The sequence below is a fragment of the Phytoactinopolyspora endophytica genome (assembly GCF_004138495.1).
In the GTDB taxonomy this organism is placed as follows: Bacteria; Actinomycetota; Actinomycetes; order Jiangellales; family Jiangellaceae; genus Phytoactinopolyspora; species Phytoactinopolyspora endophytica.
On the sequence record NZ_ML142860.1, the window covers coordinates 59,622 to 71,887 of the forward strand.

The following is a 12,266-nucleotide window of genomic DNA, read 5'->3' on the forward strand; positions in this document are numbered from 1 at the left end:
CCGCCGGGCGCGATCGTGGGCTGGAAGGCGCCGGGATCGCCGTCCTTTCCCGGAAAGCGCACGCCGCGGTCGTCGGCGTGGTCCTTGCCCGCACCAGCGAGCTGCTCGGTGGTGCGCCCCGCGTGTTCCACCAGCCACGCGGCGACGTCGGCGCGGCGGTAACCGGCGCCGGCCAGCAGCTGCGCGTGCTCGGGGCAGAACACGACCCCGGCCAGGGCATGCTTGAAGATCCACGCCCCGGACCGGCCGATCGTGTCCGCGAAATCCCCGAGCAGCTGCTCGGCGCTCGAGGTGTGCCGGTTGTCGACGTACTCGCACGTGCGCAGCAGCGTGGCCGACACGGCGTCTCCGGTGATCCCCAGCTCCCCGGCGAGCGGCGCCCAGGGGCTCTCCTCCTCGTTCTCCCCGAAGCAGATCGACCACCGCCCGGGTACACCCTGGGTGGCCTGTTCAAGCTCGTGCGGCCGTACGCCGAAGGCGTTGCGCACGATGAGTCCCACCGCGCGTGAGATCGTCGCGTTGGCCCGGAACCCGGGACCGAACGCCCCTCCCGCGCTGTTCAAGCCGAGCGTGTTCCGGATCTCTCCGTTGACGACGATGAGAGGCGCCGGGCCGCTCGTGGACTGCCATCCGCCGCCACGTGTCGCCCGTTCCCGCATGAGCGCCTCCCACGCCGCGAGGACGACGGGGAAGTACTCGGGCAGGCAACCTGCCATCGCCGCATTGATCGCCGCGGTCTGCACCGTGACGGTGCGGCTCGTCTGCGGCATGTCTCCGATGACCTCATCGGCAGCGCGGTCCGTCGTCGCGAGGAAGCGATCGAGCAGCGGGCGGCTCACGGGTACCAGCGGCAGCCCGTCCGACCAGCCCTGCTCGTAGCAGTACTCGATGGCCTCCTGGGCGATGTCCGGATCCGGCTGCGTCATCGCACGCTCTCGGTCAGGCTGCGCGTGATCTCGGGCAGCAGCCGGCGCGCGCGTTCGTGCACCTGTTCGGGCTCGAGCACGGCCACCGGATGCTCGGTCGTGATCCACGCGTAGTCCGGGTCGCCCTGCATCGTGGCCATCATCTTCCCGGTCGTCGCGAACGCGTCGGTGAGCACAACCGCGGCGGGAAGACCCGCACGTTCGAAGTTGATCCCGTCGGCCACGGCGGCCGCGCTGCACGAGCCGCAGTCGCCGACGCCGGTGACGACGATGTCCGCGACCCCTCGGTAGCGCTCGACGATCTCCTCGTCCACGGGAACCGAGAAGCTCTTCTTCGTCTCCACGATGCTCACCTCGGCGGCGCCGTGCTCGGAGACGAGCAGCCGTCCCACCTCTTGCAGGAAGAGCATCGCGTTGTGCTTCGTGTTGTCGAGCAGGCCGACGCGCAGGCCCGCGAGATCGCCACGCCGGGGAGCGAGTTCGCCCGCCGGGGACGAGACCTCCTCCGCGCGCCCGGTCGGGTCGAGGATGGCGTTCGGCATCGGATTCCTCCTTGCGGATTGCGGTGCGCGGCGCCGCTGGCGCACGCCGCGCCCGGCGTCACTGTTCGTGCAGGATCACGCTGCGGATGTTCTTGCCCTCGTTGAGGTCGCGGTACGCGTCGTTGACCTGGTCGAGCCCGTAGGTGCGCGTGATGAGCTCCTTGATCTTGAGATCGCCGGTCCGGTACAGCCCCAGCAGCTTGGGGATGTCGTACAGCGGGTTGCAGTCGCCGAAGAGCGCGCCACGGATCTGGCGCTGGTAGCCGATGAGCATTCCGGCGTGCACGTGCACGGCCTTCTCGCCGAGGTGGCCGACCGCGGTGATCGTGACCTTGCCGCCCTTGCCGGTCATGAGCACGGCCCGGTTCACCATCTCCTCGGTGACGGCGTCCGGGGTCATGATGACGTGGTCGGCGAGCTGTCCCCAGGTCTCGGCGACGACGAAGTCGTGAGCCTCCTGGGCGTCGGCGAACGCGTGCGTCGCGCCGAGCTCGAGGGCGTTGTCGCGCTTGAACTCGACCGGGTCGACGACGACGAGGGTCTTGGCACCCGCGTAGCGCGCGCCCTGCACGGCGTTGCTCCCCACGCCGCCCGCGCCGAAGATCACGACGGCATCGCCGGGCTTCACGCCCGCGGCATAGACGGCCGATCCCCATCCGGTCGGTACACCGCATCCCACCAGGGAGGCGACCTCGAACGAGATATCGTCGGGGATCGGTACGACCGCCCACTCGGACACGACCGCGTACTCCGAGAAGGTGCCGAGCGAGCAGAACCCGCCGTAGTCGTCGTCGTCACTGTGGAACCGGAACGTGCCATCGAGGAACATTCCCGTGCCCGCGTTGAGCCCTTTGACGCACATGTTCTGGTGACCGAGTGAGCAGGGCCGGCAGGCGCCGCACGCGGGAATGTACGAGCACACAACGCGGTCACCGGGCTTCACTCGCCGCACGTTCTCCCCGACGGACTCGACGACGCCGGCTCCCTCGTGACCGCCCACGATAGGGAACCGCACGGGGGCGTCGCCGCCGGTGATGTGGTCGTCGGAGTGGCACAGGCCCGAGGCGACGAACCTGACGCGCACCTCGTGTTCCTTCGGGTCGTCGAGCTGCAGGTCGGTGAGCTGCCAGCCCTCGTGTGGGCGGTGCGCGACGGCGGCACGTGTCGTGATGGTTGCCATTGGCTTTCGCTCCTCGCTCAGCCGCGCGGAATCGGCGCGCCCTGCATCGATACGGTCTTGACCTGGGTCCAATCGAGCACCGAGTCGGCGCCCATCGTGCGGCCGAAGCCGCTGTTCTTGTAGCCGCCGAACGGCCCGCCGATGACGGTGCCCGCCCCGATCGGTGTGTTGACGCCCACCTGACCGGCCTGCAGGGCGCGACTCGCCCGCACCGCCGTGCCGATGTCCCGGGTCCACACAGAGGCGACCAGACCGTAGTCGACACCGTTGGCGACCTCGATCGCTTCGGCCTCGTCGTCGACGGGGATCACCGACAGCACGGGGCCGAAGATCTCCTCCTGGGCGATCCGCATGCCGGGTGAGACCTTGTCGAAGAGGGTCGGCTCGACGAAGAAGCCGTCGCCGAACTCCTCGCCCTGCGGCCGGCCGCCGCCTGTGACGAGCTCGGCACCCTGCTCTTTGCCGATCTCGATGTAGCTGAGCACGCGCTCATGCTGCTTCTGGTTGATCAACGGCCCCATCGCGACCTGCTGGTGCCACGGGCCGACGGTGACCTTCCGCATCTGTGCCGCGAGCCGCTCGACGACCTCGGCGTGGATGCTGCGGTGCACGACGACGCGCGAGCCCGCGGCGCATACCTGCCCGGTGTTGAGGGTGATGCCCATCGTCATGGCGGGGATCGCGGCGTCGAGATCGGCGTCGGGGAACACGACCTGCGGCGATTTCCCGCCCAGCTCGAGGTGGAGCGGAGTGAGGTTGCGGGCGCAGGACTCCATGATCGCGCGGCCCGTCTGTGGGGATCCGGTGAATCCCATGCGGCGGATGCGGGGATCCGCCGGGATCGCGGCGCCCGCCTCGTGACCGTAGCCGGTGACGACGTTGATGACTCCCGCGGGGATACCCGCCTCAAGCGCCAGCTTCGCGAGCGCGAGCGGGGTGAGCGGTGCGTCCTCCGCCGGCTTCATCACCATCGTGTTGCCGGCGGCGATCGCCGGCCCGACCTCGTTGGCGAACATCGGCCCGGGCGCGTTCCAGGGGATGACCCCTCCGACGACGCCGTACGGTTCGCGAAGCGTGAGCCCGAGCGATCCGGTCGAACGGGTGGGCAGCGACACACCCTGCACCTTGTCGGCCTGGCCGGCGATGAACCGGATCTGGTTCGCCATGGGGGGCGGGCCCCAGCTGGGACGCCCGACCTCCTGCGATTCGAGGCTGTCGAGCTCGGCGTTGTGCTCCTCGATCAGGTCGGCCCAGCGGAACAGCAGGCGCGCGCGGCTCGACGCGTCGAGATCGCGCCAGGCGGGGAACGCCTTCTCCGCCGCCTTGATGGCGAGGTCCACGTCATCGGCGTCGCTGCGCGGCACCCGCGCGATGACCTCGCGGTTGGCCGGGTTGACGACGTCGATGGTGCGCCCCGTGCCCGAGGTGACCCATTCGCCGCCGATGAGCTGGACGCCGTCGACGCGCAGCGCGCTGTCAATCGTTGCCTGGTGGTCGGTGGTGATGGTCATGACAGTGTCCTTCGCTCGGGAGTCAGTGCTCGATCTCGATGACGCCGCGGATGTTCTTGCCGTCCAACATGTCTTGGTAGCCCTGGTTGACTTCGTCGAGCCGGTAGCGGCGGGTGATGAGCTCGTCGAGTTTGAGGTGGCCGGAGGTGTAGAGGCTCAGCAGGCGTGGCACGTCGTACAGCGGGTTGCAGGCACCGAAGATGGCGCCCTGGACACGGCGTTGGAAGCCGATGAGCATGCCGGGGTTCTCGTCGATCCAGCCGTTGCCGACGGCCGTGATCGTGACCTGGCCCGTCTTGCCGACGACGCTGATCGCGTCGTGGATGACCTCGTCGTTCAGGATGCCGACGGTGATGATGGCGTGATCGGCGAGCTCACCCCACGTCGACTCGACGACGAACTCGGTCGCCTCCTTCGCCGTCGCGAACGTGTGCGTCGCACCGAAGACCTTGGCCATGTCGCGCTTGAACTCGACCGGGTCGACGACGATGACGCGCTGGGCACCCGCGAGGGCGGCACCCTGCACGGCGTTGCTGCCGACACCGCCCGAGCCGAAGATGACGACGGTCTGCCCGGCCCGTACTCCGGCAGCGTGGACGGCCGAGCCCCATCCCGTGGGCACACCACAGCCGACGAGCGAGGCGACGTCGAAGGGGATGTGCTCGGGGATCGGGATGACCGAGTACTCGGAGACGACGGCGTACTGCGAGAACGTCCCGAGCACGCACAGGCCACCGAAGTCCTCGCCGTTCTGGTGGAATCGGAACGTGCCGTCCGCGAACTGGCCCGTCGCGGCGTTCTTCCCCTCGTCGCACAGATTCTGGCGGCCGGTGGAACAGTAGCGGCACTTACCGCACGCGGGGATGAACGAGCACACGACGTGATCGCCGGCTGCGACGCGCGTGACCCCCTCGCCGACGGCGTCGATCACGCCGGCGCCCTCATGCCCGCCGACGACGGGCATGCGCATGGGGGCGTCGCCCTTCTGGATGTGGTCGTCGGAGTGACACATCCCTGCGGCGTGGAACTTGATCCGCACCTCATTGGCCTTGGGCGGGTCGAGCTCGAGCTCGGTGATCTCCCACGGCTGACCGGGCGCACGGCACACGGCCGCACGCGTCGTCATGCTGTCCGGGATGTCTTCCGCCATCGACGGCGCGGTGGCGCTTGCGGCAATGCTCATGTGTCCTCTTTCCCGCCGGATGGCTCGAGAGCGACAGAGCACGTCGCCATGCTCTGATGCCCGGCCGGCACAGCTGAGTGTGAGTGCTGTCTCTACGGTGCTGGGTACACGCCTGGCGAGCCAGGCCGTTTCTGCCGCACGGAAGGGAAACTCCCTTCCCGCGGAGGCCGGGCCGTTTACGCGTTCCAGGGGGAGCGGCCTTCGGCGACGCGGAAAGCTTCTGTGACGCGGAAAGCTTCTGTGACGCGGAAAGCGCCCTGCCCGCAGCAAGGCCCGCGGTGTGAGATGGCCTTTATGGAGGACGTAGAGAACAAGGTCGCCGTCATCACGGGCGGGTCGAGCGGCATCGGCCGCGGGATCGCGCTCGCCTTCGCCCGCGCCGGGATGCGCGTCGTCGTCACGGGGCGTCGCGAAGCTCACCTGCTCCAGACCGAGGAGGTGTTCGCCGGGCAGGGCCTTGCGGTCGACGCGCTGCAGGTCGACGTCACCGACTCCGACGCGATGCACGCCGCCGCCGATGAGATCGAACGCGACCACGGCCGGGTCGACGTGCTCGTCAACAACGCCGGGATCGGCCTGACCGGGCCGGTCGCGGACGCGTCGCCAAGCGACTGGGACTGGCTCATCGATGTCAACATCCGGGGCGTCGGTCACGGCATCCAGGCGTTCTTACCGAAGATCCGCGCGCACGGCGACGGCGGGCACATCGTCAACACGTCGTCGATGGGCGGGCTCATGCCGATCGTCGCGGGCCTGTACTCCATGACGAAGGCGGCGATCATCGCATTGAGCGAGGCGATGCACATCGAGCTGATGCCCGAGCGGATCGGCGTGTCGGTGTACTGTCCCGGGCCGACCCACAGCAACATCGGCGCGGGAGCGGCCGACCGCCCGGCGAAGTATGCGGAGTCGGGTTTTCCGACGCCCGACGTGTCACGTCCCAAGGCCGATCTGCAGATGCCGTACATGTCGGCCGAGGAGGCCGGGGAACGCGTACTACAGGGGATGCGCCGCGGCGATATGTTCATCCTGACCCACCCCGAGTTCAAATCGGGGCTTCAGGATCGGCACGAGACGATCGAGACGGCGTTCCCCGACGAGCCGATCGACTCCGAACGCGCGGCGGTGATCCCCTTTCTCACGGCCTCGGCGGTCTACTCGCCCGAGAATCGCCTCGCTCCGCCGCAGCCCCCGGCCTCGGTCCGCTGACGTGTGCAGGCGACAGCACTCAGCCGGACGCGTCGGGCATGGGGGTGTTGTCGAGCCCGATGAGCGGCAGCGGGCCGGCGAGCTCGTCGGGCCCGGCAGGGATGTAGGCGAAGTTCTTCGCGCGTGCGCCGCCGTCGACGACGATATCTGTACCGGTGATGAGCCGCGCGTAGTCGGAGCACAGCCATGAGACGGCATGTCCGATGTCGGTCGGGGTGCCGGTCGTTCCCATCGGCACCATCGGCTGGCGCTCTCCGGTCCACCGTGCCGGTCGCCGCCAAGGCTCGTCTCCACCCTCGGCGCCGAGGCCTTTCCGGACATGCTGTGGTGGCGCCTGCAGTGCCCCTTTCGCCCCGGCCGCGAGCAGCTCGGGGTTGTCGGGCGTCGGCGCGGTAGGTGTGAAGCTGTTCACCCGGATTCCATACGGCGCGAGGTCCATCGCGGCGGCGCGGACGAAGTTGTTCACGCCGCCCTTGTGGAACGCGTACGCGATGACGCCGGCAGAGCCGTTCCATCCGTTCGACGACGACACGCACACGATCGACCCTCGGATGCCACGTTCGGCCATGGCGCGCCCGGCGTGCTTGGTATTGAGGAAATAGCCGAGTGCCGCGACGCGCACCGCCCGCTCGAAGTCCTCGACGGTCTCGTCGAGCACGCCCCGGCCCCCGAGGATCGCGGCGTTGTTGACCAGGATGTCGATGCGCCCCCACTGCTCGATCACATTGTCGATGTAGCCCTTCACCTGGGATTCGTCGGTCACATCGCCCGGCACGGCCAGAGCCTCGCCGCCATTGCGCTCGATGCGCTGCGTGCATGCGTCGATCGCATCCTTCGACACGTCGTTGCACGCGACCTTCGCGCCGTAGCGCGACAGGGCGAGCGCGATCCCGCTGCCGATGTTCGGGCCGCACCCCGTGACGAGGGCGACCTTGTCCTCAAGACTGATCTCCACGGGCTCACTCTCCGTCGGTGTGGACGTCGACCGGATAGGTCATCTCGATGCGATCGGCGTCCACTCCGAGAATCGGCGCGAGCATGCTCCGCATGAGGTCCTTCGGAACGAGGCACTCGGCGCACGCGTCGGGTCCTGCGGTGATGGTCGCGACCGCGGTGTCGTCCGACACCTGAACGTCGAGGTGATAGTCGTCGGCCTCCAGCGAACTTCGCAGCGCGTGGATCTGGGCCTGGTCGATGCTCATATGGCACGCCTTCCTACGTTGGACTCGGCAACGCTGTGCTGGCGACGATAGGCGCGGCTCACGCGCGTGGGGAGGGACGTTCCCACGTGGCGGAAGGTCCGTAGAAGCAGGCCTTCGACGTCCTTTTGCGGATCCGGACGCAACATATATGGTGCACTCACACGCCGGTGGTGTGCTGTGATCACATCGGAGGTCAGTCAACGATGACCCTCAGCGAAGTTGTTCCTGCACGTTCTGCCCGCATGACGGCCGCGCAGCGCGTTCTTGCGGTCCTCGAGGTGTTCGACCAGGATCACCTCCTGCTCACCCTCAGCGAGATCAGCCGCCGGGCCGGGCTGAGTCTCAGCACGGCGCACCGCTTGGTCGGCGAGCTGCGCCAGTGGGGAGCGCTCGAACGCACCGCCGACGGGCGCTACTCGATCGGCATGCGCATCCTTGAGCTGGGCTCGCTCGAGCCGCAGGGCCTGCACCTGCGAGACGTCGCGCTGCCGTATCTCGGCGACCTGCACGCGGCGACCGGCGCCGACGTGAATCTGTCGGTGCGCGACGGCACCGACGTCGTATACGTCGAGTCGCTGCGTGCTCGCAACGGTGCCCCCGTGTTGACGCGCCTCGGCGGGAGGTGGCCCCTGCACGCGACGGGCACCGGCCAGGTGCTGCTCGCGCACGCGCCGCCCGAGTTCCAGGAGGAGATCCTCGCGGGGCCGCTCAAGCGCTATACGTCCAAGACCGTCACCGACCCCGCACAGCTGCGTCGTTCATTGGCGGAGGTGCGCCGTACAGGCTTCGCCGTTCTGGAGGAGTCGATCACGGCCGACGCCGTCGCGATCGCGGCGCCCGTGCGTGGACCACGCGACCGGCTCATCGCCGCGCTCGGCGTGACGATCCGCCGCGGCACGGCCGCGCCGCAGTCATTGCTGCCGGCGCTGTCGACGACCGCTCGCGCGGTCTCGCGTGTACTCGGCGCCCCGCAGCGTGACCCGGCGCCGGGCGGCGACCACAGCTGGCTCACATGGTCGGGGTGGCTTCCGGACGCGCTCCCCGCCAGGCCTGGCGGAGGAGCCCTTCGACGCCGGAGCTCGTGAGAGCCCGAGGATTGGGGTACGCCGTGGCGGTCGCGAGCTGCGCGGCCTTCGGCAGGTCGTCCTCGGCCATGCCGAGCTCGCGCAGGGATACAGGGCCGCCGGTGGTCGCGATGAGGTCGTACACGAGTGCCGGCACATCTCGGCCCAGGTCCGAGCCGGCGGAAGACGGCCGGTTCGCGGTGAACCTGCCGCCGTCCTGCAAGGCGCCCGCGATGCGTGCCATGACGTCAGGAACGGCCGGCGCGTTGTACGCCAGGGAGTGCGGGAGGACGACGGTGTGGGTGTCCGCGTGTGGCAGGTCGAACGAGCCGCCGAGCGTGTGACAGAGCTTGTGATGCAGTCCCATACTCACGGACCCGAGGCAGGTCCCTGCCATCCAGGCACCCTCGAGCATGTCGGTGCGAGCGTCTCGGTCGGAAGGGTCCGTGCCGACTCGTGGCAGGGCGGAGGCGATCCGGGAAATGGCATGCGAAGCCAGCACGTCGGCAACCGGGCTGGCCTCAGCCGAGTAGAGAGCCTCGACCGCGTGTGCCATCGCGTTGAAGCCGCTGGTCACCGAGATGTGCACCGGCAGCGTCAGGGTGAGATCGACGTCATAGAGCACAGTCTCTGGCAGAACCGCGGGAGATGACCTGGTCGTCTTCACCCCGTCCGCGGTCTCTCCGAGCACGGGCGTGACCTCGGAACCCGAGTAGGTCGTCGGAATGATGATCTGATCGACTCCGGTGCGCCATGCGAGCGCCTTGGCCAGCCCGGTGGTCGATCCGCCACCGACGGCTACGACACAGTCGGCGGCGCGCTCTCGTAGCAGAACGAGCGCATCATCGGTGACCTCGACCGGTGTGTGCATGGCCGCCCCATCGAAGCGACCGACGGCGACCGGCCCCAGGAGGTCGACGACCTGCCCGGCGACGGGAGCGGCCGCGTGGCCGGCCAGGAGAAGCGCACGTGAGCGGTCCAGCCGCTCGACCTCGTCGCGTATCCGCTCGACCGTGCCCGCACCGAACACTGTGCGCGCTGGATGAGCCGTGTGGATCCAGGTCCGCACGTGTGCCTTCCCGCCGTCGATGGTCCGTGTGTCCTCAGGCGACCTTGGCGATCAGCTGGCGCGTGGCCGTGATCGCGTCGTCGTTCACGAAGTGCTCGCGGTCGTCGTAGATCCTCAGGTCGACTTGGGCGTCCATGGCGTGAAGCAGGGTCGCCGTCTCCTCGACGCGGGAGAGAGGCACCCACGCGTCGTGACGGCTGCTCCCCATGAACACCGGAGTGCCTGACAGCGACCCCGACGGTTCCCGCGGCGGACCTGGTGGGCCGATGTAACCCCCGGTCAGCAACGCGACGCCGGCGTACGGGCGCGGGTTGCGGACGATGTACTCCGACAGCAGGCAGGCACCCTGGGAGAATCCGATCAAGACCGTGTGTTCGGGATCGATGCCATGCTCGCCGACGGTCCGCACGGCGGAGTCACAGGCTTGGAGCGCGCGACCCAGATGGGGCTCGTTGACCTCGAGAGGTTCGATGAACCGTGCCGGATACCAGCTGTGTCCCGCGGCGCGGGGGAGTACGTAGGCGACCTGTGGCAGGTCGATACGGTCGACTACCGCGGCGACCATGAACTGGGGGTCCTGGCCTCGCCCATGCACGACAACGGCTCCTACGTCCGCTTCATCGAGGCTGGAGCCGGCATGTATGAACGGCTGGGCGAGATGCTCGTTGGTCATCTAGGGCCTTTCCGGCGGACCGTCGATTAGGATCATCGCGGTCATCGTAACGAATGGCGTTCAAAAGGTACGGACATCGACGACGTTGTAGCGGGATAGCGTGATTCGTGATGATGTGACTAAGAGGTGTGCGACGTCTAGAAAAGGGCCGGGCGGCAGGGTTGGCTTTGGAGCCGGCTGGGTCGTATATGGAATGGCGGTGTACCGTCAGTGGTGCGGTTAAGCGCGGTAGGAGGGCGGCCCGCGTGGAAGTCCAGAACACGGAGGTGCAGACCACCAGGGTCTTCACCATCCCGAACGTGCTCTCATTTCTCCGGCTCCTCGGGGTGCCACTGTTCCTGTGGCTGATCTTGGTCGAGGAGGCCGACCTGTGGGCGCTGGCTGTGCTCGCCTTCTCGGGCTTCAGCGACTATCTCGACGGTAAGCTCGCGCGCCGCTGGAATCAGATCAGCAAGGTCGGGGAGGTGCTGGATCCGCTCGCCGATCGGCTCTACATCTTCAGCACAATAGTGGCGTTCACGATACGAGACATCATCCCGCTGTGGTTCGCGATCTTGTTGGTGGCACGCGACGTGTTCTTGTTGGCTCTGGTCCCGCTGCTGAGGAAACGCGGGCTGGTGAAGCTTCCGGTACATTTCCTCGGCAAGGCCGCGACGTTCTGTCTGCTGTACGCTTTCCCACTCTTGCTGTTGGGTATCGGAGACGGTACGCTTGCCATGTTGGCACAAGTGTTCGGATGGGCGTTCGCCGTGTGGGGCGTCGCGCTGTACTGGTGGGCGGGAATTCTCTATGCCGAACAGGTTCGCCGAGTGCTACGTGACAATCCGGCAGAGTCCGCGTAGGTACACGGTGTGCTATAGGTCTGGGTAGGCGTGCAACGATATGACGGTGACGAGCAAGAAGGCAACGGTAACGCGTCCTCGTGACGCGTCGATGTCGCTGCTCAACAACGTTTTCGCCAATCCGCTCGACCCCGACTACGAGCACGTGGCCGCTAAGCGGGGGGCCGATGGAGAGGCAGGGGCGCAAGCACCGTCGAAGAAGCCTCGCATGTCGATGGCGCTCATCATGGGCATGCTCGCCCTGGGGTTGCTCATCTCCGTCGCGATATTGCAGAAGGAAGGCAGCGCGGGGGTGGCGTCAGCGGAACGAGAGGGCCTCGCGGACCGTATCCGCAGTCAGGAAGAGCAGACCGAGCGCCTGCAGGCCACTGTGAACTCTCTGCAGTCGGAGATCGCCGAGCTCGAGGACGACCAGCTGCAGGACAGTGCGGGCGGCCAGCAGGTGCGCGAGGCGCTCCAGCGGCTGCAGGGCAGTGCGGGGACCGCGGCACTGTCCGGTCCGGGGATCTCCGTCGAGCTGAACGACGCAGAGCATCCAGATCAGACTGACGACCCTAATTTGGCCGTCGTGCTCGACTTTGATCTTCAACAAGTGGTGAACGGACTTTGGTTCGCAGGTGCGGAGGCGATCAGCATCAACGAGCAGCGCATTACGTCGCTGACCCCTATACGGACGGCGAACGACTTGATCAATGTCAACGGGGTGCCCTTGAGTCCACCGTATGAGGTGTTGGCGCTCGGTGACTCCCGCACCTTGGCGAGCCGGTTCAGTGAAGGTCCTGGCGGCAGTGTTCTGCGGGAGGCGGGGAACGACGGGATTCAGTACACCGTGCGCGTAGAGGAATCCCTGGACCTGCCCGCCGCG

Annotated in this window: 13 protein-coding genes; 4 read left to right on the forward strand and 9 right to left on the reverse strand. The window is 67.8% G+C overall.

Annotation, left to right across the window (positions count from 1 at the left end; genetic code table 11):
• The 5 genes from ELR45_RS35625 to ELR45_RS21555 form a co-directional block, all read right to left on the reverse strand.
• The coding region (locus tag ELR45_RS35625) for a hypothetical protein (protein WP_165367988.1) at positions 1–926 on the reverse strand (926 nt) is incomplete at its 3' end.
• On the reverse strand, positions 923–1,468 hold the full coding sequence (locus tag ELR45_RS21540; protein ID WP_129668191.1) for a UGSC family (seleno)protein: 546 nt from the start codon (positions 1,466–1,468) through the stop codon (positions 923–925). The genes ELR45_RS21540 and ELR45_RS35625, both read right to left, overlap by 4 nt.
• A 58-nt stretch (positions 1,469–1,526) precedes the next feature.
• A complete protein-coding gene (locus ELR45_RS21545) occupies positions 1,527–2,648 on the reverse strand; it encodes an NDMA-dependent alcohol dehydrogenase (protein ID WP_129668192.1) in 1,122 nt (373 codons plus the stop codon).
• Between the two features lie 17 nt (positions 2,649–2,665).
• A complete protein-coding gene (locus ELR45_RS21550) occupies positions 2,666–4,159 on the reverse strand; it encodes an aldehyde dehydrogenase family protein (protein WP_129668193.1) in 1,494 nt (497 codons plus the stop codon).
• A 22-nt stretch (positions 4,160–4,181) separates the two neighbouring features.
• A complete protein-coding gene (locus tag ELR45_RS21555) occupies positions 4,182–5,342 on the reverse strand; it encodes an NDMA-dependent alcohol dehydrogenase (RefSeq protein WP_240760004.1) in 1,161 nt (386 codons plus the stop codon).
• A 294-nt stretch (positions 5,343–5,636) separates the two neighbouring features.
• On the opposite strand from ELR45_RS21555, the gene ELR45_RS21560 reads away from it, so the two are divergent.
• Positions 5,637–6,551: an SDR family NAD(P)-dependent oxidoreductase gene (locus ELR45_RS21560; protein WP_165367989.1), complete on the forward strand. Its 915-nt coding sequence runs from the start codon at positions 5,637–5,639 to the stop codon at positions 6,549–6,551.
• A 19-nt stretch (positions 6,552–6,570) separates the two neighbouring features.
• Here the strand turns inward: ELR45_RS21560 and ELR45_RS21565 are convergent, their stop codons facing one another.
• The gene (locus ELR45_RS21565; RefSeq protein ID WP_129668195.1) at positions 6,571–7,506 is read right to left on the reverse strand and encodes an SDR family NAD(P)-dependent oxidoreductase; all 936 of its coding nucleotides are present in this window, start codon (positions 7,504–7,506) and stop codon (positions 6,571–6,573) included.
• A 4-nt stretch (positions 7,507–7,510) separates the two neighbouring features.
• Positions 7,511–7,753 carry a hypothetical protein gene (locus ELR45_RS21570; protein WP_129668196.1) on the reverse strand — a complete coding sequence of 81 codons (243 nt, stop codon included), beginning with the start codon at positions 7,751–7,753 and terminating at the stop codon, positions 7,511–7,513.
• A gap of 242 nt (positions 7,754–7,995) precedes the next feature.
• Between ELR45_RS21570 and ELR45_RS21575 the strand changes: the two genes are divergently transcribed.
• A complete protein-coding gene (locus ELR45_RS21575) occupies positions 7,996–8,838 on the forward strand; it encodes an IclR family transcriptional regulator (RefSeq protein WP_129668197.1) in 843 nt (280 codons plus the stop codon).
• Here the strand turns inward: ELR45_RS21575 and ELR45_RS21580 are convergent.
• Both ELR45_RS21580 and ELR45_RS21585 read right to left on the reverse strand, forming a co-directional pair.
• On the reverse strand, positions 8,762–9,886 hold the full coding sequence (locus ELR45_RS21580; RefSeq protein ID WP_129668198.1) for a maleylacetate reductase: 1,125 nt from the start codon (positions 9,884–9,886) through the stop codon (positions 8,762–8,764). The two genes, ELR45_RS21575 and ELR45_RS21580, sit on opposite strands and share 77 nt — an antisense overlap.
• Before the next feature lie 34 nt (positions 9,887–9,920).
• Entirely contained in the window at positions 9,921–10,559 is a 639-nt protein-coding gene (locus tag ELR45_RS21585) for an alpha/beta hydrolase (RefSeq protein WP_129668199.1), read from the reverse strand.
• 245 nt (positions 10,560–10,804) lie between these two features.
• Here ELR45_RS21585 and clsA point away from each other — a divergent pair, with 245 nt between their 5' ends.
• Positions 10,805–11,401, forward strand: coding sequence for a cardiolipin synthase ClsA (clsA, locus tag ELR45_RS21590; protein WP_165367990.1), 597 nt, complete (start codon positions 10,805–10,807; stop codon positions 11,399–11,401).
• A gap of 46 nt (positions 11,402–11,447) precedes the next feature.
• Positions 11,448–12,266 (forward strand): DUF881 domain-containing protein (locus ELR45_RS21595; protein WP_165367991.1); only part of this gene is annotated, 819 nt, incomplete at its 3' end.

Excerpts from the sequence above, each read along its gene's own strand:
- ELR45_RS21540 (WP_129668191.1), bottom strand. The coding sequence starts at position 1,468 with ATGCCGAACGCCATCCTCGACCCGACCGGGCGCGCGGAGGAGGTCTCG.
- ELR45_RS21545 (WP_129668192.1), bottom strand. The coding sequence starts at position 2,648 with ATGGCAACCATCACGACACGTGCCGCCGTCGCGCACCGCCCACACGAG.
- ELR45_RS21550 (WP_129668193.1), bottom strand. The coding sequence starts at position 4,159 with ATGACCATCACCACCGACCACCAGGCAACGATTGACAGCGCGCTGCGC.
- ELR45_RS21555 (WP_240760004.1), bottom strand. The coding sequence starts at position 5,342 with ATGAGCATTGCCGCAAGCGCCACCGCGCCGTCGATGGCGGAAGACATC.
- ELR45_RS21560 (WP_165367989.1), top strand. The coding sequence starts at position 5,637 with ATGGAGGACGTAGAGAACAAGGTCGCCGTCATCACGGGCGGGTCGAGC.
- ELR45_RS21570 (WP_129668196.1), bottom strand. The coding sequence starts at position 7,753 with ATGAGCATCGACCAGGCCCAGATCCACGCGCTGCGAAGTTCGCTGGAG.
- ELR45_RS21575 (WP_129668197.1), top strand. The coding sequence starts at position 7,996 with ATGACGGCCGCGCAGCGCGTTCTTGCGGTCCTCGAGGTGTTCGACCAG.
- ELR45_RS21585 (WP_129668199.1), bottom strand. The coding sequence starts at position 10,559 with ATGACCAACGAGCATCTCGCCCAGCCGTTCATACATGCCGGCTCCAGC.